Annotated in this window: 17 protein-coding genes and 1 pseudogene; 10 read left to right on the forward strand and 8 right to left on the reverse strand. The window is 66.1% G+C overall.

What is annotated here, in order from left to right; genetic code table 11:
- Positions 1 to 3 precede the first annotated feature (3 nt).
- Positions 4 to 2,433, reverse strand: a pseudogene (locus tag XI05_RS10740) (bifunctional diguanylate cyclase/phosphodiesterase).
- Positions 2,434 to 2,720: 287 nt separating this feature from the next.
- Between XI05_RS10740 and XI05_RS10745 the strand changes: the two are divergent.
- Entirely contained in the window at positions 2,721 to 3,887 is a 1,167-nt protein-coding gene (locus XI05_RS10745) for an ABC transporter substrate-binding protein (protein WP_271501250.1), read from the forward strand.
- Positions 3,888 to 3,893: 6 nt separating this feature from the next.
- Here XI05_RS10745 and XI05_RS10750 read toward each other — a convergent pair whose 3' ends face one another.
- From XI05_RS10750 to XI05_RS10760, 3 genes are read right to left on the reverse strand one after another with little or no spacing between them, the layout of a single operon-like run.
- Positions 3,894 to 4,871, reverse strand: a complete 978-nt coding sequence (locus XI05_RS10750; protein WP_271501253.1) for a hydroxyacid dehydrogenase — start codon at positions 4,869 to 4,871, stop codon at positions 3,894 to 3,896.
- A gap of 12 nt (positions 4,872 to 4,883) precedes the next feature.
- A complete protein-coding gene (locus XI05_RS10755) occupies positions 4,884 to 6,737 on the reverse strand; it encodes a TRAP transporter large permease (RefSeq protein ID WP_271501256.1) in 1,854 nt (617 codons plus the stop codon).
- Positions 6,738 to 6,759: 22 nt separating this feature from the next.
- On the reverse strand, positions 6,760 to 7,791 hold the full coding sequence (locus tag XI05_RS10760) for a TRAP transporter substrate-binding protein (RefSeq protein ID WP_271501259.1): 1,032 nt from the start codon (positions 7,789 to 7,791) through the stop codon (positions 6,760 to 6,762).
- Between the two features lie 423 nt (positions 7,792 to 8,214).
- Between XI05_RS10760 and XI05_RS10765 the strand changes: the two genes are divergently transcribed.
- A complete protein-coding gene (locus tag XI05_RS10765; RefSeq protein WP_271501262.1) occupies positions 8,215 to 9,690 on the forward strand; it encodes a caspase family protein in 1,476 nt (491 codons plus the stop codon).
- Between the two features lie 51 nt (positions 9,691 to 9,741).
- On the opposite strand, the gene XI05_RS10770 is transcribed toward XI05_RS10765, so the two are convergent.
- From XI05_RS10770 to XI05_RS10780, 3 genes are all read right to left on the reverse strand, one after another.
- Positions 9,742 to 10,107 (reverse strand): hypothetical protein, encoded by a 366-nt coding sequence (locus XI05_RS10770; protein ID WP_271501265.1) that lies wholly within the window; start codon positions 10,105 to 10,107, stop codon positions 9,742 to 9,744.
- A gap of 34 nt (positions 10,108 to 10,141) precedes the next feature.
- On the reverse strand, positions 10,142 to 11,470 hold the full coding sequence (locus XI05_RS10775) for a Spy/CpxP family protein refolding chaperone (RefSeq protein WP_271501268.1): 1,329 nt from the start codon (positions 11,468 to 11,470) through the stop codon (positions 10,142 to 10,144).
- A gap of 99 nt (positions 11,471 to 11,569) precedes the next feature.
- Positions 11,570 to 12,994, reverse strand: coding sequence for an FAD-binding oxidoreductase (locus tag XI05_RS10780; protein WP_271501271.1), 1,425 nt, complete (start codon positions 12,992 to 12,994; stop codon positions 11,570 to 11,572).
- Between the two features lie 87 nt (positions 12,995 to 13,081).
- Between XI05_RS10780 and XI05_RS10785 the strand changes: the two genes are divergently transcribed.
- Positions 13,082 to 13,585: a thioesterase family protein gene (locus XI05_RS10785; protein ID WP_271501275.1), complete on the forward strand. Its 504-nt coding sequence runs from the start codon at positions 13,082 to 13,084 to the stop codon at positions 13,583 to 13,585.
- Between the two features lie 16 nt (positions 13,586 to 13,601).
- Here the strand turns inward: XI05_RS10785 and XI05_RS10790 are convergent, their stop codons facing one another.
- Positions 13,602 to 13,775: a DUF1328 domain-containing protein gene (locus XI05_RS10790; protein WP_036006471.1), complete on the reverse strand. Its 174-nt coding sequence runs from the start codon at positions 13,773 to 13,775 to the stop codon at positions 13,602 to 13,604.
- A gap of 236 nt (positions 13,776 to 14,011) precedes the next feature.
- On the opposite strand from XI05_RS10790, the gene XI05_RS10795 reads away from it, so the two are divergent.
- From XI05_RS10795 to XI05_RS10825, 7 genes are all read left to right on the forward strand, one after another.
- Complete coding sequence (locus XI05_RS10795; protein WP_271501278.1) at positions 14,012 to 16,594, forward strand: ATP-dependent helicase; 2,583 nt, start codon at positions 14,012 to 14,014, stop codon at positions 16,592 to 16,594.
- Between the two features lie 8 nt (positions 16,595 to 16,602).
- Positions 16,603 to 16,890, forward strand: coding sequence for a type II toxin-antitoxin system HicB family antitoxin (locus XI05_RS10800; RefSeq protein ID WP_271501280.1), 288 nt, complete (start codon positions 16,603 to 16,605; stop codon positions 16,888 to 16,890).
- 88 nt (positions 16,891 to 16,978) lie between these two features.
- Positions 16,979 to 17,395, forward strand: a complete 417-nt coding sequence (locus XI05_RS10805; RefSeq protein WP_271501282.1) for a hypothetical protein — start codon at positions 16,979 to 16,981, stop codon at positions 17,393 to 17,395.
- Complete coding sequence (locus XI05_RS10810) at positions 17,395 to 18,063, forward strand: OmpA family protein (RefSeq protein ID WP_271501285.1); 669 nt, start codon at positions 17,395 to 17,397, stop codon at positions 18,061 to 18,063. The genes XI05_RS10805 and XI05_RS10810 overlap by 1 nt, the downstream gene beginning before the upstream one ends.
- Positions 18,064 to 18,234: 171 nt before the next feature.
- A complete protein-coding gene (locus XI05_RS10815) occupies positions 18,235 to 18,753 on the forward strand; it encodes an Mpo1 family 2-hydroxy fatty acid dioxygenase (RefSeq protein WP_333939844.1) in 519 nt (172 codons plus the stop codon).
- 28 nt (positions 18,754 to 18,781) lie between these two features.
- Positions 18,782 to 19,813, forward strand: a complete 1,032-nt coding sequence (locus XI05_RS10820; protein WP_271501294.1) for an NAD-dependent epimerase/dehydratase family protein — start codon at positions 18,782 to 18,784, stop codon at positions 19,811 to 19,813.
- A gap of 28 nt (positions 19,814 to 19,841) precedes the next feature.
- On the forward strand, positions 19,842 to 20,468 hold the full coding sequence (locus XI05_RS10825; protein ID WP_271501297.1) for a methyltransferase family protein: 627 nt from the start codon (positions 19,842 to 19,844) through the stop codon (positions 20,466 to 20,468).
- Positions 20,469 to 20,505: the final 37 nt, after the last annotated feature.

Below are 20,505 nucleotides of genomic sequence, written 5' to 3' on the forward strand. Positions count from 1 at the left end.
CGCTCAGGCGGCGTCGAGCCGTGAGGATTTGACCGGCGCGTCGAACAGGATCCGCTCGATCGGATGCGGCCGGCCGAACAGATAGCCTTGCGCAAAATTGACGCCCAGCGCCTTCAGCCGGTCGAACTCCTCGCGCGTCTCGACGCCTTCGGCGGTGACCGACATGTCCAGTCCGCGCGCCAGCGTCACGATCGAGGAGATGATGGCGGATGAGCGCGGCTGCTGGGTCAGGTTGCGAATGAACGACTTGTCGATCTTGATCTTGTCGAACGGGAACGCGGTCAGGTAGCTGAGCGAGGAATAGCCGGTGCCGAAATCGTCGAGCGCGAGCTCGACGCCGAGCTGCTTCAGCCGCTCCATGAAGGCGTGGTTCTCGCTGCCGCGCTCCAGCAGCACGGATTCCGTGATCTCGATCTCCAGCCGCTGCGGCGGCAGGCCGGAATCGGCGAGCGCCGCGCAGATCATTTCGAACAGCTCGGCTTCCTTGAACTGGATCGGCGACAGGTTGACGGCGACCGTGAGATCCGCGGGCCAGCCGGCCGCGTCCGCGCAGGCGCGCCGCAGCACGAATTCGCCGAGCGGCACGATCAGCCCGGTCTCCTCCGCAAGCGCAATGAACTGGTCCGGCGGGATCAGGCCGCGCGTCGGATGCCGCCAGCGCACCAGCGCCTCGAAGCCGCGTCGTTCGCCGCTGAGGGCATCGACGAACGGCTGGTAGTGCACCTCCAGCTGGCAGCGCGCGATGGCGTCGCGCAGATCTCCTTCCAGCGTGTTGCGGGCCTCCAGCTCGGCCGACATCGCTTCATCATAAATCGTGAAGCAGTTGCGGCCGGCCGATTTCGAGCGATAGAGCGCCAGATCCGCTTTCTTCAGGAGTTGCTCCTGATCGCTGCCATGATCCGGCGCGATTGCGATGCCGATGCTGGTGCCGATCTCGACGCGGTGGCCGGGCAGCACGAACGGCTCGCTCACGACCTTGGCGATGCGTGCCGCCAGCTCGGTCGAGCAGGCGCGCTGGTCCTCGCCGGCCTCCTGGATGATGGCGAATTCGTCACCGCCGAGCCGCGCCAGCACGTCGTCGGCGCGCACTGCGGATTTCAGCCGCTGCGCCACCTGGCGCAGCAGCGCATCGCCGGCCGCGTGACCGAGGGAATCGTTGACGTTCTTGAAGCGGTCGAGGTCGAGCATCAGGATCGCGAACGGCAGGCCCCTCACGCTCAACTGTCTGTTCATCTCGTCGAGCCGGGTGAGGAAGAAGGCGCGGTTCGGCAATCCGGTGAGGATGTCGGTCTGGGCAAGCTCGAGCACCCGCCGGTTCGCCAGCGACAGTCGCCGCGAATTGCGGCTGGCGAGCATCAGATAGGTCGACAGCGACAACGTCAGCAACATGCCGACGACGAGGACCGCGACCGCGCGGTCATAAGTCGTCGCCAGCGGACCGCCGGCGGTCGGAACCGCCCGTACCTGCCAATCGGTATCGCCAATCTTGAGACTGCCCGACCAGTGCAGGGTCCGCGCGAGGTCCCGCATCGACCTCAGCGCGCTGGCGGACGATGAATAATCCGGCAGCATCTGCTCCAGGCTGACGATCTGTGCCGTGAAGGGCGGGAAGACCGTCATGCTGACCGCGGGGCTGGCTCCGGTGGTCACACGAACGGATTGGATCAGCAGCGGCAGGTCGAAGATGCCGACCACGAAGCCGGCGAGGTTGCGGCGCCGGTCCGCGATCTCCTCGCGCGAAGTGCCCTTGGCGTAGACAGGAATGGCAACGAAAACATAGGACAGCTGGTCGCCGTCCTTCGGCTCGAACAGGCGCGTGCGCATGGCTGCGATGCGGTCGTTGTCACGCGCACGCTCCAGCACCGCCCGGCGCTCCGGAACGGTCATGTAATCCATGCCTTAGACCGGCGAAGTCTTCGGCTGAGTCGAGTAGAACACCGGAATATATTCGTCGCTCTGCGGCGCGGTGACGAAGTTCTCGCCCTGGAGCGACTTGACGTGATAGCCCGACAAGCCGTCCCGGATCGCCGCGGTCTCGTATTCCGCGCGCTCCCTGCGGTTGACGCGCGGCAACCAGGAGATGCGCAGCATGCCGGGGTGACGCTCGAACAGGCGGGCGCTGAAGGTCTCGAATTCGCTGCGGGTGACTTCTTCGTTGGTCGATTCGAACAGCGTGCGCAGCGCGAGAAGCCTCGATATGTACTCGTTCATGCCATTCTGCATGACGATCGCCTGGGTCTCGGCCGCGTTCTCGAACTCGATCCTGTTGGCGCGATCTTCCCACCGCGCCACGGCGGCGGCGCCCACGATCGAGAACAGCAGGCCGACGCCGACCGCGACGAGCGCAGGGCGATAGAGCCCGAGCAGCGGCGCGGCACGCCACCATCCGCCTCTACGTCTCCGATCCTGATCGTTCTGATCGCGACCGCCCATCTTGAAGCCGCCGTCCCCTCTCCGCGACGAACCGAACCTCTGGTTGAGGTGCCGGAGCCACTATCGGAACAAGACCGCGGTTAAGAACTGCACAATTTTGGAAATTGGTCGTTTCGCAATGCGGAAATTAGTTAACGAAGTGCGCGAACGATCCCGGCGTTATGGACATAAGTTACCGGTTTAACCCGGTGTACTACGGCCTTTCTGCGTCGTGCCGCTTAGCAAGCTGTTCAGGCTCGCGCGTTACGTTGCGCAAGATTTCTTCCAACGATCCGGCAAAGCCTCCGATGCATCGATTTCGATCAGCGAGCTCCGTCGTCCTGACCGTCGCGCTTCTGGCCGCGACCACGGTTGCGGCGAGGGGCAACGAGGCCGGCATCAGCGAGGATGCGATCCTGTTCGGCCAGGCCGCGGCGCTGGAGGGGCCCTCCTCTGCGCTCGGACAGCGCATGCGGCAAGGCATCGTCGCCGCGTTCACCGAGATCAACGCGAAGGGCGGCGTCCACGGCCGCAAGCTCCAGCTCATCAGCCGCGACGACGGCTACGACCCCGACCGTTCGGTGGCGCAGACGCTGCACCTGATCGATGACGACAAGGTGTTCGCGCTGATCGGCGCGGTGGGCACGCCGACCGCGATGGCGACGATCCCGATCACCAGCGCCAGGAACGTTCCCTTCATCGGCCCGTTCACCGGCGCCGAGTTCCTGCGCGACCTCGAGCTTCCGAACGTCGTCAACATCCGTGCGAGCTACGGCGCGGAGGCGGAAGCCTGGATCAAGCACCTCACCGAGGATCGCAAGTTCAAGCGCATCGGCATCTTCTACCAGGACGATTCCTTCGGCCGCGACGGGCTTGTCGGCGTCAAGCGTGCGCTCGCCAAGCGCGGCCTCGAGCTCGCCGCCGAGGGCACTTTCGAGCGCAACACACGCGCGGTCGTCCAGGCCTGGCGCATGATCAAGCGCGCCGACCCGGAAGCCATCGTCATGGTCGGGACCTATGGGCCTTGCGCGGAGTTCATCAAGCTCGCCCACCGCAGCGGCGCCCGCCCAACCTTCGTCAACATCTCCTTCGTCGGCGCCGTTGCGCTCGCGGCGGAACTCGGCCCTGAGGGCGAAGGCGTCATCGTCTCGCAGGTCGTGCCGTTTCCATGGGACCGCTCGCTCAAGCTGGTCGCCGACTATCAGGCGGCGCAGAAGGCGTTCGATCCGACGCTGACGCCGGACTTCGTGTCGCTGGAAGGCTATCTGTCCGGCCGCCTCGCGGCCGCGGCGCTGGAAAAGGCCGGCCCCAATCCGACGCGCGCAAGCCTGCTGCGCGCCATCAACGATACCGGCCGCTTCGACATCAGCGGCAGCCTCTTTACCGTCGGCACACGCATGCTCGACGCGCCGCCGAAGGTGTTCCTGACGGTGATCCAGAAGGACGGGACGTTCAAGGCCGTGGACCGGCTTTAGGGCTCTTCACGGCCGCCGCGTCCAGCGGTCGGCGTTGACGGCGCCTTGCGGGATTTCTCCGCTCACGATGGCCTCGACCTGTCGCACGGTCTCCAGCGACTGGTATTCGATGGCCTGCGGCGTCAGGCCGCCGACATGCGGCGTGGCGATGACGTTCGGCAGCTTGGCAAGCTCGGGCGTCGGCATCTGATCGGGCGCGCGGCCGACATCCATGGCGGCGCCGGCGATGCGGCCCTCACGCAGCGCGCGTGCCAGGGCGGCCTCGTCGACGAGATTGCCGCGCGAGAGATTGATGAAGACGGCGTGCTTCTGCATGCGCGCCAGCGCCGCCTCCCCGATCAGGTTCTCGGTCTGCTCATTGGCGATGGCGAGGCAGACGACATAGTCCGAGGCGGCGAGGAGCTCGTCGAGACCAACCTGGCGGATCGCGGCATCGCTGACTGTCGCAAAGGGATCGGAGACCAGCACCTCCATGCGCAGCACTTTTGCGATCTCGGCGAGGTAGCGCCCGATGCTGCCGTAGCCGATGATGCCGATCCGACTGCCGGCGAGCTGGCGGCCCATCCGCGCCTCAGCCTTGCGGCCGGCCTGATAGTCCGCCGTGGTCCGCGATACGCCCCGGGAGAGGTCGACCATGAAGCCGAGCGCGAGCTCGGCCACGGCCTGCACGAAGCCGGGCCCGGCGCGGGTCACCAGCACGCCGGCTTGCGAGGCCGCGTCCACGTTGACGTTGCGGATGTCGACGGCACAGCGGACGAACGCTCGCAGGCGCGGCAATTGCGCAAAGATCTCGCCGCGCCCTTCCGTCATGCGATCGGCAACGATGATGTCGGCATCCTTCGCGGCGCGCACCAGGCTGGCTGCGTCCAGCGGCTCATCCCCCTCGTGCAGGATCACCTCGGCGGCCGCGCGAAGGCCGTTCAGGCTGCGATCGCCGTAATAGTTGCGCCGCATCTCCGGGGTATGCGCGAGCAGGACTTTCACGACAGGACTCCTTCAGTAGCCGAATGCCCGCGGCAGCGCGGTCGAGAGCCATGGCACGAAGGCGATGACGAGCAGGCAGAGGAACAGGAGGCCAAGATAGCCCATGATCGGCTTCACCGTCTGCTCGATCGGCACGTTGCCGATCAGGCAGGCGCCGTAGAGGCCGAGCCCGAGTGGCGGCGCGAACAGGCCGATACCCATTGCGATGACGAGCACGACGCCGAAATGCAGGGGATCGACGCCGAGCTGCACTGCGACCGGCAGCAGCAGCGGACCGAAGATGATCAGCGCGGCGGCCCCCTCCAGCACCGAGCCCATCACGATCAGGACGGCGATGGCCAAGAGGATGAACAGCCAGACGCCGGAGGTCTTGGAGAGGCCCAGCATGAAGTCGCCGACCGCATGCGGCACCTGCTGCAAGGTCAGCGTGAACGCCAATGACTGCGCGGCGGCGACGATGAACAGCACCAGCCCCGCACGCGTCGCCGCCTGCACGAAACTATGCGCGGCGGTTTTGAAGCCGAGCTCGCGGAACACCACGCTGCCGACGACCAGCGCATAGGCCACCGCGAAGGCCGAGATCTCCGTCGCCGTGGCAAAGCCGCTCTTGAAGCCGAAGAAGATCATGAAGATCAGGCCGAAGGATGCGATCGCGCCGCTCCACAGCCCCGACACCGGCATCTGCGGCTCGACGTCCTCGACCTTGTCCGGCCGCTTGCCGAAGATGATGGACACAGCGATCAGCACCAGCGCCATCAGCGCCGACGGCAGCAGCCCTGCGACGAACAGGCCGCCGATCGACAGGTTGGCAACGAAGCCGAGAATGATCAGGTTGATGCAGGGCGGGATCGTCTCCGCCATCACCGCCGAGGCCGCCAGCAGCGCCACCGCGCCGCCCGGGTTCTGCTTGGAGCGCCGCGCGGCCGGGATCAGCACCGAGCCGACCGCGGCGACGTCGGCCATCTTCGAGCCGGAGATACCCGAGAACAGCACCATCGAGGCCACCATCACGACATTGAGGCCGCCGCGCATGCGGCCCACGGCGCGCTGCAGCAGCTCGATCAGCCGCACCGACATGCCGTTGGCTTCCATGAGATAGCCGACGAGGATGAAGAAGGGGATCGCGAGCAGGACGAAATTGTCGATGCCGCGCGCCATCTGCTGGGCGAAGATCACGCCGGGCAGTGCGCCCTCGACCCAGATGAAGATCAGCGCGGCCAGTGCCAGCGCAAAGCCGATCGGCAATCCGCCGAACAGGGTGGCGAAGAAGCCGATCATCATCAGGGTGCCCGCCGACGGCACCGAGGATGGTGATAGATAATCCCAGGCGAGATAGAGGCCCGTCACGACGAGGATCGCAATGAATCCCCTGACAATGTCGGGCAGCGGCCTCGCGCAGAGATGATCGATTGCGAACACTGTCATGAACAGCGCGCCGATGCCCATCGGGTAGAAGGTCAGCTCCAGCGGCAGGCCGGAGCCGGTGGTCTGGCCGGCGGTGAGCGAGCCCAGCTTGATCGCGTTGTAGGCGACGTAGCCGGAAATCAGCACGATCAGCAGCGCGCTTGCGGCATCGACCAGCGAACGCAGCCGCACCGGCAAGAGATCGCGGAAGAAGGAGACGCCGACATTCTCCGCGCGCGCGAGCGCGCTCGCCGCGCCGAAGAAGGCCGAGCCGACCATCAGGCCGCGCGCGACGTCGTCGGACCATTCGACCGGCGCGTTGAAGAAGAAGCGCAGCAGCACGGAGGCGCAGACGACCACGAGATCGGCGGCGAGGAGGACGGCCGCGGTCGCGTCGCTGGCGCGAAGCAGCAAGGTGATGCTGCCATGGCGGCCGCCCGAGAGGGGCACGGCGGCTGACATGGCCACGTCAGATTTGGTCATATCAAGCTTGGGTCGCGCGGATGACGTCGATGACGGCCTTGGACTCCGGCCGCGCCTTGATGAAGTTCTCGTGTTGCGGCGCGACGCGCTTCTTGAACGCCTCGCGGTCGCATTCGGCCACGGTCACGCCCTTCTCGGTCAAGGCTGCCAGCGCCTCCTTCTCGACCGCGAGCCCATGGGCCCGGGTGTCGGCCGCGGCCTTCTTGGCGGCATCGAGGAAACCCTCGCGCAGCTTCGGATCCATGCGGCCAAAGGTCATGTCGCTGAAATAGATCGCGAGCGGCGAGAAATTGTGCTGCGTCAGCGCGTAGAATTTCGACGTTTCGAAGAACTTGCTGGCGAGGATCGTCGGCGGGTCATGCTCCAGGCCATCCAGCACGCCGGCCTGCAAGGCCGTGTAGATTTCGCCGAACGCCAGCGGCGTCGCGGCGGCGCCCATCAGGCGCAGGCATTCGGTGATGACGGGATTGGGCAGCGTCCTGATCTTGAGGCCGGCGAGATCCTCCGGCGTCTTCACCGGCTTCTTCGCCAGCACGCTGCGCGAGCCGAAATTATAGGCCCAGGCGATGATGCGGATGTTGCCGCCCTTGAGCAGTGCGTCCTCGATCGGCTTGGCGGCACCGGCCTCGAACGCCTTGGTCTGCTGCGGGAAGCTCGAGAACAGGAAGCCGAGATCGAAGGTGCCGACCAGCGGCACCAGATTGGCCGAGATCGACGAGCCCGACACCATGAGGTCGATGACGCCGAGCTTCACCGAATTGATGACGTCGATCTCCTGACCGAGCTGGTTGTCGGGAAAGAAAGCGACCTCGATCTGCTCGCCGAGGCCGTTGCCTTTCAGGTTCTTGACCAGGTTGTCGTAGTAGACGCGGCCATTGGCGTATTTGGGATCGTTCGGCAGCGAGGAGGAGCATTTCAGCTTCAGCGTCGCAGCTTCGGCGCGGCCGATGATGGCGGGAGAGAGCACAATGCCGGCGGTGACCGCCGCCGATGACTTGATGAACGCGCGACGGTTCACGGGCACGATGGTCATGGTGCGGCTTCTCCCTCGTCTTTTTCTTCGCCACGGTCGTTGCCGCAGCCGTTGCGCGGACTGTATGGCCAAAGCGACGACACAGGCAAGGTAGCCGGCTGCGGTCACGGAGCGTCGCGGCGCGCATACCGCCCGTCGCCAGCCAAGCGAAATCACCGCCATTTCCCGGAGATTTGCCGCGAGGATCGGCCTGCAGCCCGATCTGCGCAAGGAACGCCGTCGCCCATTGCAGCGGATCAATCCAATTGGAGCATGGATCAATGCGCAGTTGACATGGATGATGCCTGACCAATACCCCGAGCTCCGGCAGACGGACTGCCCCATTTTGCCGCGGCCCATGCGTGATCCAGCGCACAGACGGCCGCGTGGCGCGGGCTTAGAAAAGGTGACATCATCGTGCGCATTGCCGTTGGAGGTGACATCATGCGCCGTCCAGTGTTTTCGAATTTGCTTCTTGCGTCCGGTCTTCTCGCACTCAGTCAGTTGATGACGCCGACGGAAGCGGCCGCCGAAGCGCGGCTCGCTCTGGTGATCGGCCAATCGGCCTATCGCACCGTGCCGGAGCTGCCGAACGCCGCCAACGACGCCAAGGGCATGACGGAGCTGCTCGGCAGTGCCGGCTTCACCGTCACCACGGCAGCCAATCTGGCGCAGTCCGAGATGCGCGCGGCGATCTCGGACTTCGCCGGCAAGGTCAGTGCCAGCGGCGCCGACACCGTCGCGCTGGTGTTCTATGCCGGCCACGGCCTGCAGATCGACGGCGAGAACTATCTGGTGCCCGTCGATCTCGACCCCAAGCGCGAGGCCGACATCCCGCTGCAGGGCGTGCGGCTGAACGACCTGCTCAACACGCTCGGCGCGCTGCCGACGCGGGCGCGCATCTTCATGCTCGACGCCTGCCGCAACAACCCGTTCCCTGCGCTCAGCGGCGCCGGCCACGGTCTTGCGATCGTCGACACCAAGGCCGGCGCGCCCGGCTCCTTCATCTCCTACTCGACCTCGCCCGGCGCCGAGGCCGAGGACGGCAACGGCATCGACAGCCCCTACACCACCGCCGCGCTGACCATTGCCAAGCAGCCGAACCTGCCGATCGAGGAAGTGTTCAAGCGCATCCGCGTCGCCGTGGCGCAATCGACCGACGGCCGGCAGATCCCATGGGAAAGCTCCTCGCTGACCACCGACTTCAAGTTCTTCGGCGAGAGCAGCGGCAGCACGCCCGCGCTTCCCGGCGCGAACGCGATGGCGCTCGCCAGCGGCACGCGCAGCGTCGAAGATTGGCGCAAGACGTTGCAGGGCAAGCCGGCCACGGTGGCCTATGAGCTCGTGATCACCGAGGACACCGCGGAGGCGTATCAGGCCTATATCGAGCTGTATGCCCAGGACACCCGCACGCCGCGCCTGCGTACGGTGCTGGAGCGGCGTCGCCAGATGCTGGCGTGGGAGCGTGCCACCGCCATCAACACCCGCGCCTCGTTCGAAGCTTATCTGGCGAACTGGGACAATAGCGATCTCGCGGCAACCGCGCGCCGGCTGCTGCTGCGCGTGCAGAACCGCAACTACGCCGTGCCCGTCGCCGCCGCGGTGACGCCCGTCGCGGTCGCGATGGCGCCGACCTGCCCGTGCTCGACGCCCGCGACCCCGGCAACGCCGGTCAACCCCTCGGTTCCGCCCGTGATCAAGAAGCGCGTCGACGAGACCCCGCCGAAGCGCAAGGTGGTCGAGACGCCGCCCAAGCGACGGCCGTCCGAGCAAGTGGTCTACGAGCGCGCGCCGCCGCCGGATCGCGGCCCGCCGCCGGAGGCTGTGATGCAAGGCATCGGCATCGGCGTAGGGATCGGCCTCGGCATGGGAATGGGCGGCCGCGGCGGAGACCACAATGGCGGGTACCGCAGATACTGAGCCGGTCCGGCACAAGCAGCATTCGGCTCGCGCCAATCGCGCGAGCCGAACTCATTGCGACAGCGTCGGGTAATCCCGGAGCACGGCTTCCCGAATCCAGCCTGCCTGGATCGCGCGCGACAGGATCTGCGCCGTCTTGAGGTCCTCAGCCTTCATGCAGAGATCCACGATGCGGCGCACGGCGTCGTCGCGCATCAGATCGTCGGAGATCTTCATCGCGATCTCCATCGCGGTGCGGGCCGCGCGTTCGTAGCGCTCGCGCGTGCTGGCCGGTGCTGAAGCTCCGGCGGCCTCGGCGATCGTTCGCGCCGCCTGGCAGATGTTGCGGATCCGGTCGGCGGCCTCGATATCGCCGATCGGCCCCCCGACTGGCTCGTCCCAGACGTCTGCCGGCTCTCGCCTCGCGAACCACCTCATTGCCCCACCCGTGGTCTTCAATTGCTCGCGGCGTTCAGGACATGCGGCGCGGGCCGATCGCCTCGAACTGCGCCTTCTGCTCGTCGTTCAGCGTGGCGTAGAAATCATCGAGCGCCGCCCGCACCGACTTGATCCCGTCCAGCATGACGTCGAGGCGCTTGCGGATCGCGGCCATGCGGGCCGGCGGCGTCATCACCTCATTGGGCTCGCAGGCCGCCTTGAGCGATGCGCTGACTTTGGCGCTGGTGTCCTGGAGCACCTGGAGCGCCGCGCGCTGGGTGTCGTTGGGACGAAGTCTGTCCTCGATCGTGGCGCCGGGCCAATCGAACGCGGAAGACGCGCTGCAAGTCTGCACCGAGGATCCGCCCGCATTGTTCGATGCCGCGGCACGACGCTGATCGTCGGCGAGCGCGTTGAAGCGCGCCTTCTGCTCGTCGTTGAGTGAACCATAGAATGTGTCGAGCGCGGGCTGGACCAGCTCGACGGCCTTCTGCATCGCCTCCACACGCTGCTGCATGGCGGCGAGCCGGCCGGGCGCCGTCGCTGCGGCCTGTGTCGGACAGGAGGTGCGGATCAACGCTGCTGCGTCGACCGAGGCGTTGCCGAGCGCATCGAGAGCGGCGCCTTGCGCATCCGTCGGCTGCACCGTGGCTGCGATTTGATCGATCGGCAGGCCGACAATGGCGCGGCGATCGCTGCCGCAGAGCTCATCGAGCGGCGCGCTGCGCGCCCGCCGCCGTCCCTGCGGCTGCTGCGGCACATAGGCCGACAGGCGATCATAACCGTAAGGGCCGAAAATGCCGGCATAGATGTCCGGATAGCCGTAGCCCCAGAAGCCGAGCCCGTCTCCCCAGATCGTGTAGTCGTAGAGATCATTGTAAGCGAACGGCCAGAACAGCGGCCCGACCCAGCCATAGCCGCCGCCCGGATGTTGCCACCACCCGCTGCTTGCGCCGCCCCAACCGGCGAGTGCTGCCGCCGCGGCGATCTGCGCGCGGGCCGCCGGATTGCTGATCAGGCGGCCGTTGCGGAATGCGCTGGTGTTCCAGGCGTTGCGGAAGCTCGCCGGCCGTATTGCGGCATTGCGGATCTGACCGAAGCTCGGGCCGCCACGTCGGGCACCGGTTGTGAACCGCATCCCGCGATGATGCCCGCCGCCATGCGCATGCCCGCCGCCGTGGCCACGGAAATGGCCGCCGCCGTGATGACCACCACCATGGTGACCACCGCCATGATGGCCATGGCCATGCCCGCCTCCGTGGCCGCCGCCATGTCCACCTCCATGTCCGCCCTTCGCCAGCGCCGCACCCGCCAGCATGCAGGCGAAGGCCATTGCGGCAATTCCAACGACCGGTCGCACCATCGCACCCTCCCGCGCACAGTCCTGCCATTGAGGCATCGGAACTTGGCGGGAATTGGAACCGGCGACATTGCCGAAAGTTCCCGGCCCGGCGCGCGGGCCCTACGCCTCCGGCACGATCTTGCCGGGGTTGAAGATATTCAGCGGATCGAGCGCCTTCTTCAGCGCACGCATCGCATCGAGCGCCTCGGGGCCGAGCTCGGCCTTGAGATATTTCTGCTTGCCCTGGCCGATGCCGTGCTCGCCCGTGCAGGTGCCGTCCATCGCCTGCGCGCGTTCGACCAGGCGATGCATGAACTCCTCGCCGCGCGCCATCTCGTCGGCATCGTTGGTGTCGCAGACCAGCGAGCAGTGGAAATTGCCGTCACCGACATGGCCGACGATCGGCGAGAGCAAATTGAGGCGCTTGAGATCCTCCTCGGTCTCGCTGACGCAATCGGCGAGCCGCGAGATCGGCACGCAGACATCGGTCGCGACCACGCCGATGCTGTCGCCGGGCCGCAGCGCCTTCACCGACCAATAGGCGTCGTGCCGCGCCTGCCAAAGCTTGGTGCGGTCCTCCGGCTTGGTGGTCCAGGAGAAATCGCCGCCGCCGCACTCCCTTGCGATCTCGCCGAAGGCCTTAGACTGCTCGGCGACCTCGATCTCGCTGCCGTGGAATTCCATCAAGAGCAGCGGCGTCTCCGGCAGCGTCAGCTTGGAATAGGCGTTGCAGGCTTTCACCTGCGCGGCATTGAGCAGCTCGATGCGCGCCACGGGAATACCGGTCTGGATCGCCAGGATGACGGCCTGGCAGGCGCCGTGCACGGTCTCGAACGACACCGCACCGGCCGCGATCGTCTCGGGGATGCCGCGCAGGCGGATGGTCAATTCCGAGATGATGCCGAGCGTGCCTTCGGCTCCGACGAACAGATGCGTCAGGTCATAGCCCGCGGACGATTTCTTGGCGCGCGTGCCCGTGGTGATGATCTCGCCGTCGCCGCGCACCACTTTCAGCGCCAGCACGCTGTCGCGCATGGTGCCGTAGCGCACCGCATTGGTGCCGGAGGCGCGGGTCGAGGCCATGCCGCCGAGCGAAGCATCCGCGCCGGGATCGATCGGGAAGAACAGGCCCTGGTCGCGCAGATGCTCGTTGAGCGCCTTGCGGGTGACGCCCGGCTGGATCACGCAGTCAAGGTCCTCGGCGTGCACCGCAAGCACCTTGTTCATGTCGCGCAGGTCGATCGAGATGCCGCCGGCGGGCGCGTTGATCTGGCCCTCCAGCGAGGTGCCGGTGCCGAAGGCGATCACGGGCACGCGGTTCTTCGCGCAGATCCGCACCACGTCCTGGATGTCGGCGGTCTCCTGCGCCATCACCACGCCGTCCGGCGGCTGGTTGGGAATCCACGTGGTGGTATGGCCGTGCTGCTCGCGCACGGCCTGCGAGGTGATGAGGCGGTTGCCGAAGCGTGCGGCAAGCTGCTCCAGCGCGCTTGCGAGGGCTTTCGGCTCCGGCCGCGGCGGATTATTGGTGATGGTCGTACCCACGGAATTCCTCCCGACGAGAAGAGACCGTGGCAAAGGACATATAACCGGTCAAGTCAAGGGACCGGACGCATAGCTTGGGAAGGACACATGCCGGAGACCGCCGCCACAACGAGCGCAGAGCCGTTCCGCTCCTCGATCATGCAGATCGAGCCGCAATGGATCGACTATAACGGCCATCTCAATATGGCCTATTACAACGTGATGTTCGACCGGGCGATCGACGAGTTCTGGCTCGAGCTCGGGATTGGCCCGGTCTACAAGAAAGAGCGCCACGGCTCGACCTTCACCGCCGAGTGCCACGTGCGCTATTTGCGCGAAATCCATCTCGGCGATCCCGTGCAAATCCTGGTGTGGCTGCTGGAAGCCGACGACAAGCGGCTGCACACATTCGAGGAGATGAGGCACGGCACCGAGGGCTGGCTGTCGGCGACGTCCGAAAACATGTCGCTGCATATGGACATGAAGGCGCGGCGCGTTGCGCCGTTTCCGCCCGACATCCAGCAGCGCATTGCTGGCGTCGCCAAGTCCCACAGCGCCTTGACGCGTCCCGAGGGCATCGGCCGGAATGTGGCGATGCCCTCGAAGCGTTAGTGCATGATCGGGCGGGCTATATCCTGTTGCGACCGCGGGCCAAGCCCACGACGGCCGAGACCAGGAACAGAACGACTGCGATGAAGAAGATGATCTTGGCGATCTCGATCGAAGCGCCGGCGACGCCGCCGAAGCCCAGGATGCCGGCGATCAGTGCGATAACCAGAAACGTCACAACCCAGCCTAGCATGGTCAAACCCTCGTCTTGATGTTGTCTGCGATCGACGCGGCTGCCCGCGCCACCTGTCCTGACAATCTCGACGCGGGAACGATGGTTCCGGCCCCGGCGGGAGCGAAATTCGCGGCCCGTGCTGGAACAAATCGGCGGGCCGCGCACGTGGAAAACCCTGCCCGGCGCCCCATATAGGCACCAATCCCTGTTAAGAAGGCTCCCTTCCACCACCCCGCGGTGCCATCGTGGGGCCGATGATTCGCATGACAGAGCCGAGCAAGATCACAGCCGTACCCGACCACCAGCCCGCAGCCGGCGGCATCGCCGCGCGTGCGCGCGCCTCGGTGGGCCCGAAATACCTCGCCGGGCTCAATCCGGAGCAGCGCGAGGCGGTGGAGACGTTGGACGGCCCGGTCCTGGTGCTGGCCGGCGCCGGCACCGGCAAGACCCGCGTCCTGACGACGCGCATCGCCCACATCCTGAGCCAGGGCCGCGCCCGCCCGGCCGAGATCCTGTCGGTGACCTTCACCAACAAGGCCGCGCGCGAGATGAAGCACCGGCTCGGCCAGATGCTCGGCCACGCCGTGGAGGGCATGCCGTGGCTCGGCACCTTCCACTCCATCGGCGGCCGCATCCTTCGCGTCCATGCCGAGCTGGCACAGCTCAAGTCGAACTTCACCGTGCTCGACGTCGACGACCAGGTCCGGCTGCTCAAGCAGCTGCTCCAGGCCGACAACATCGACGAGAAACGCTGGCCGGCGCGGATGCTGGCCGGCCTGATCGACGGCTGGAAGAACCGCGGCCTGATGCCCTCGCAGGTCCCGTCGGGCGAGGCCGCGATGTTCGCCAACGGCAAGGGCGGCAAGCTCTATGCGAGCTATCAGGAGCGGCTGAAGATCCTGAACGCGGCCGATTTCGGCGATCTCCTGCTGGAGAACATCCGCATCTTCCGCGAGCACCCGGATATCCTCAGGCAGTACCAGCAGCGCTTCAAGTTCATCCTGGTCGACGAGTACCAGGATACGAACGTCGCGCAATATCTGTGGCTGCGGCTCTTGTCGCAGGCGCCGGCGAAGCCCGCTGCACAAGCCGTCATTCCGGAGCGCGTCGAAGACGCGAATCCGGAATCCGGAGATGAGTCCTCAGCCCGGGATTCCGGGTTCGATGCTGCGCATCGCCCCGGAATGACGGAGCGCGCGGCACTGGCGGCTTCTGCGGCCCCCACCAAAAACATCTGCTGCGTCGGTGACGACGACCAGTCGATCTATGGCTGGCGCGGCGCCGAGGTCGACAACATCCTACGTTTCGAGCACGATTTCCCCGGCGCCAAGGTCATTCGTCTCGAGCGCAATTATCGATCGACGGGTCACATCCTCGCCGCCGCCTCGCATCTGATCGCACACAATGAAGGCCGGCTCGGCAAGACGCTGCGCACTGAGGATCAGGACGGCGAGAAGGTCACCGTCACGGGCTCGTGGGATTCGGAAGAGGAAGCCCGCGGCATCGGCGAGGAGATCGAGCAGCTGCAGCGCCAGGGCGAGAAGCTCAACGAGATCGCCATTCTCGTGCGCGCCTCCTACCAGATGCGCGAATTCGAAGACCGCTTCGTCACGCTCGGGCTGCCCTACCGCGTCATCGGCGGCCCGCGCTTCTATGAGCGCGCGGAGATCCGCGACGCGCTGGCGTACTTGCGCGTCATCAATTCGCCGGCCGACGATCTCGCTTTCGAGCGTATCGTCAATACGCCGAAGCGCGGGCTTGGCGACGCCACCGTGCAGATGCTGCACGACCACGCCCGCAAGCGCCGCATTCCCCTGTTCGAGGCGGCGCGCGCCGTGGTCGAGACCGACGAGCTGAAGCCGAAGGCGCGCGGCTCGCTTCGCGATCTCATTGCGCAGTTCGACCGCTGGCGCACCCAGCGCGAGGTCACCGCGCACACCGATCTCGCCCAGATCGTGCTCGACGAGAGCGGCTATACCGAGATGTGGCAGAAGGACCGCTCGGCCGACGCCGCAGGCCGGCTCGAGAACCTGAAAGAGCTCGTGCGCTCGATGGAGGAGTTCGAGAACCTGCAAGGGTTTCTGGAGCACATCTCGCTGGTGATGGACCGCGAGGGCGGCGCCGAGGACGACGCGGTGTCGCTGATGACGCTGCATTCGGCCAAGGGCCTCGAATTCGACAACGTGTTCCTGCCGGGCTGGGAGGAAGGCCTGTTCCCGAGCCAGCGCACCCTGGACGAACAGGGCCGAGCCGGCCTGGAAGAAGAGCGCCGGCTCGGCCATGTCGGCCTGACCCGCGCCCGCCGCCGCGCAAAGATCTATTTCGCGACCAATCGCCGGATCCATGGCACTTGGTCGACCACGATCCCGTCGCGCTTCCTCGACGAATTACCGGCGGCCAATGTCGAGATCACGGAATCCAAGGGCGGCTCCGGATGGGGCGGCAGCGGCGGCTACGGCGCCTCTCGCTTCGACGACATGGAGGCGTTCGGCTCCAGCTATTCGACGCCGGGCTGGCAGCGCGCGCAGGCGAACCGGAATCGCGGCGGCGGCCGCACCGGCGGCTTCGAGGAAGACGCCGCAACGTTCTCGTCCTCCTCGTCATCGGGCCCCGATTTCGGCAGCTTCTCCTCGCGCCGCCGCGGACCCCTGACCATCGAGGGCGAGCTGGTCGCCAAATCCACCGGCACGACGTCCGAATTCTCGCTGGAAGACCGCGTCTTCCATCAGAAATTCGGCTACGGCCGCGTCACCAAGATCGACGGCAACAAGCTCACCATCGCCTTCGACAAGGCCGGCGAGAAAAAGGTCGTGGACAGCTTTGTGCAGCGGGCGTGAGGCCCGATATGGCTCAGTACGTTGCCATCATCGAGGACGCAGACCCGGACGTCATCAGCTTGTGGTTTCCCGACCTGCCGGGCTGCATCTCCGGCGGCGATGACGTCGAGGAGGCCCTTGAGAATGCGCCCGAGGCGCTCGCATTCTATGCGCAGGAGCTGATCGCGGACGGTCGCCAGCTTCCCCCGCCGAGAACGCTGGCCGAGCTCGAGGCCGACCCTGAGTTTGCCGAGGACGTCAGGAACCACACGGCCGTCCTGATCGAATGGCCTCCCGTCAGCGAGGCCATGGAGTGAGGACTGTTCGCCGCACTGGCGCAACTCTCGACAGTTCTCGCCCGAACGCCCCTTGACCACTGCGAACTTCCCCGTATCAGATAAAGCCATGGTCCGGGGCTCCATCACATTGATCGTGCTTGCATTGGGGATGCCGTCGCTTTCGGCGGCGGAGACCATGAGCTTTGGCGATTCGATCGGGAAGCTGGCGGCGAGCTGCGGCGCGGAAATCGTCGCCAATTGCCGCGGCGTCAACCCGGACTCGACCCGCCTGAAGGAATGCCTGTCGCGCAACCGCGACGTCCTCACGCCGCAATGCGCGAGCGACTATCTCGGCGTGTTCGATGCCATCCAGAAGCGCGTCGCCGCGCGCGTCACTGTGGCGAACGCCTGCCAGCGCGAGATCGTCAAGGTCTGCGGCGGCTCGACCAAGGAGACCAGCAAGTCGGTCCCCTGCCTGGTCTCGACGCCGAAGGGCATCAGCAACAACTGCCTGAAGGCCGTCGACGACGCGGGGTACCGCTGATGCGCGCGAACGGGCTCGCCACCGCAGGACTGAGCTTGGCGCTGGGCCTCGCTTTGCTCGCGGGCGCCGCAAGCGCGCAGACGGCGGCACCGACCCGCGACGACATCGTCGGCAAGCTGAACCATTTCGAGGAGGCCGCCGAGCTCGACCTGCCCGCGCTGAAGCAGCAGGTGATGGAGCGCGCCAAGACCAGGATCAAGAACGACCCGGGTCCGGTGAATCGGCCGCTGATCGCGCCGGAGCTTGCCAAGCTGCCCGCCTTCAACGCGCAGATCCAGTTCGACGCCGACACGCCGATCATCCAGCCGGCGTCCTACCAGACCGTCGGCCGCATTGCGGACGCGCTGGTTCACTCCTCGCTGCTGCCCTACACCTTCCTGATCGTCGGCCACGTCGAATCCAATTCGAAGACACGCGAGGCCAATGCGATCCTGAGCCAGCGCCGGGCCGATGCGATCCGCGACGTGCTGGTGAACACCTTCAAGATCTCGACCAAGCGGCTGCATCCGATCGGCCTCGGCGAGGAGCAATTCCTCGACCGGGCCAAGCCGACCTCCGCCGTCAACGGCCAGTTGCAGATCCTGACCTATGCCAAGCTGCCGGAGGAGGCGCCGCATCCGGCTGCGGCCCCTGCGCCTGCGGCGAAAAAGCCCGCCAAGAAGCGCTGAGCGAAGGCGGCTCCGCGGTTGACGGAACCCCTTGAAGTGCGGGCTATTTTGCAGCCTGTCCCGGGCGCGCGCACACGGTTTCGCGCGACAAAAGTGCCGGTTTGTGCACCGCCCGGTCCAGTGCTATAGCCTCTGTTCGCCCTTCCCGACCCCGTGCTGCATGAGACCGAAATGGGTGGCTTTTTCCAGCGCCAACTTGCCGTGTATGTCGAGTACCATCGCGATCCCCGGAACACGGCGATGCATGTGGTCGGCATCCTGCTGCTGTTCACCGGCGCCGTGCTGCCGCTGACGCTGGTCAAGCTTCCGCTGTTCGGATTCAACGTCAGCCTGGCGGTGGTCCTGGCCGTGCCGGTCTTGATTTACTGGCTGCTGCTCGACGCGGCGCTCGGGCTCGGCATTCTGGCCGTCTCCGTCGTGCTGTTTTCGGTTGCGACGACCATTGCGGCGCAAGTCAGCACCGCGACGATGTGGGCGATTTTCGCGACGCTGGTGGCGCTCGGCCTCGCCGCGCAGGCCATCGGCCATAAGGTTTTTGAGGGGCGCGAGGCCTCGCTGTTCACTTTTCCCTCGCATCTTTTGCTTGGACCGATGTTCGTCATGGCGAAATTGTTCATTGCATTGGGCTTCCGTCGCGACCTTGCCGCGATTCTGGCGCCTCTTCCGGCCAATTCCCTTTCAACCCGATAACGCTCGAAGCAAAACAGCAACCTTCTGCATGGCTCTCGTCCTGGTTACCGGTGGCAGTGGCTTCATCGGACATCACCTCGTAGAAGCGCTCCGCGCCCGTGGGCAGCGGGTCCGCGTTCTCGATGTCCGTGCGCCGACCGCGGCGAACGCGGACGTCGAGCACGTCCTCGGCTCGGTGCTGGACTGCGCCGCGGTCGATGCGGCGATCGCCGGTGTCGATCAGGTCTATCACCTCGCCGGCCTGCCCGGCATGTGGGTCGCCAACAAGCAGGACTTCCACGAGGTCAATTGCCGCGGCACCGAAATCGTGCTCGCAGCGGCAATGAAGCGGGGCGTCTCGCGCTTCCTGCACTGCTCGACGGAATCGATCCTGTTCCCCTATTCCGACCTCAAGGGCGTTCCCGCCGAAGAGGCGCTGCAGCCGGCCGAGGCGATGCCCGGCGCCTACACGCGCTCGAAATCGCTCGCCGAGCATCATGCCGCCAAGGCGGCAGAAGCGGGCTTTCCGCTGGTGATCGGCACGCCGACCATGCCGATCGGCGCTGCCGACCATAATCTGACACCGCCGACCGCGATGCTCTGGTACTTCCTGCAGAAGAAGGTGCAGCCGCATCTCAACTTCCTGGTCAACCTGGTCGACGTCCGCGACGTCGCCATGGGCCTCGTGCTGACCATGGAACGCGGCCGCCTCGGGCAGCGCTACATCCTCGGCGGCGACTGCGTCCCGCTCGGCGACATCCTGCGCATGATGTCGGCGATGAGCGGCCGCCGGCAGTTTCCGATCGTCGTACCCGGCAAGATCGCCGAGCTCTCTGCGATCATGCTCGAATCCATCGCCGACCACATCACGCGCCGGCCGCCCAACGGCACCGCCGAGGGCGTGCGGATCGCACTCGCAGCGAGCGATCTTTCGATCGGCAAGGCCCGTAACGAGCTCGGCTATTCGCCGCGTCCGATCGAGCCGGTCTTGCGCGAAACCATCACCCATCTGCTCGCCCGCGGCGGCCAGCAGCCCTCCGGGGCCCTCAAGCATCACGCGCTCTCCTCGCGCGCGAGCTGAAGCCGCCGCCCAAACGCAAAGAACCTTCATGTCTTTCGATTTCAGCAAGCTTCTGTCGGTCGCCTGGGGTGGCTGGACCACGACCTGGCCGACCGAACTCCTTGCCCTGATCTGGCTCGCCTTTCTCGCGAGCTGGGTGGGCGCCTCGTTCTGGCAGGGGCGGACCAAGAAGCAGGTCATGACGCTGGAGTCGCAGCGCTATAGCCTGCCGATCCTCGTCGGCGGCATCCTGTACACGCCATTCATTGCGGAGGTCATGGGCTGGAAGCCGCTTTGGGTGCTCGGCAGCGCCGGCATCACCATCGCCGCGGTCCTCTCGGTCGCCGGCATTGCTTTCGCATGGTGGGGGCGGCTGCATCTCGGAAAATTCTGGTCCAACACCATCACCCACAAGGAAGACCACCGCGTCATCGACACCGGCCCCTACGGCATCGTCCGTCACCCGATCTACACCGGCCTGATCTTCGGCATGCTGGTGACCGGCGTTGCGATCGGCCTGGTGACGACGATCCTCGGCGCGATCCTGATCTCGCTCGGCATGTGGCAGAAGGGCCGGATGGAAGAGGTGTTCCTCTCGAAGGAGCTCGGCGAGGACGCCTATGGCGCCTATTGCCGCCGCGTTCCGATGATCATTCCGTTCACGTCGCCACGGTAAAGGCGTCACTCTCGTGTCCGGACGCGCTGCAGCGTGC

The sequence above is a fragment of the Bradyrhizobium sp. CCBAU 11357 genome, from assembly GCF_028128865.1.
Classification (GTDB): domain Bacteria; phylum Pseudomonadota; class Alphaproteobacteria; order Rhizobiales; family Xanthobacteraceae; genus Bradyrhizobium.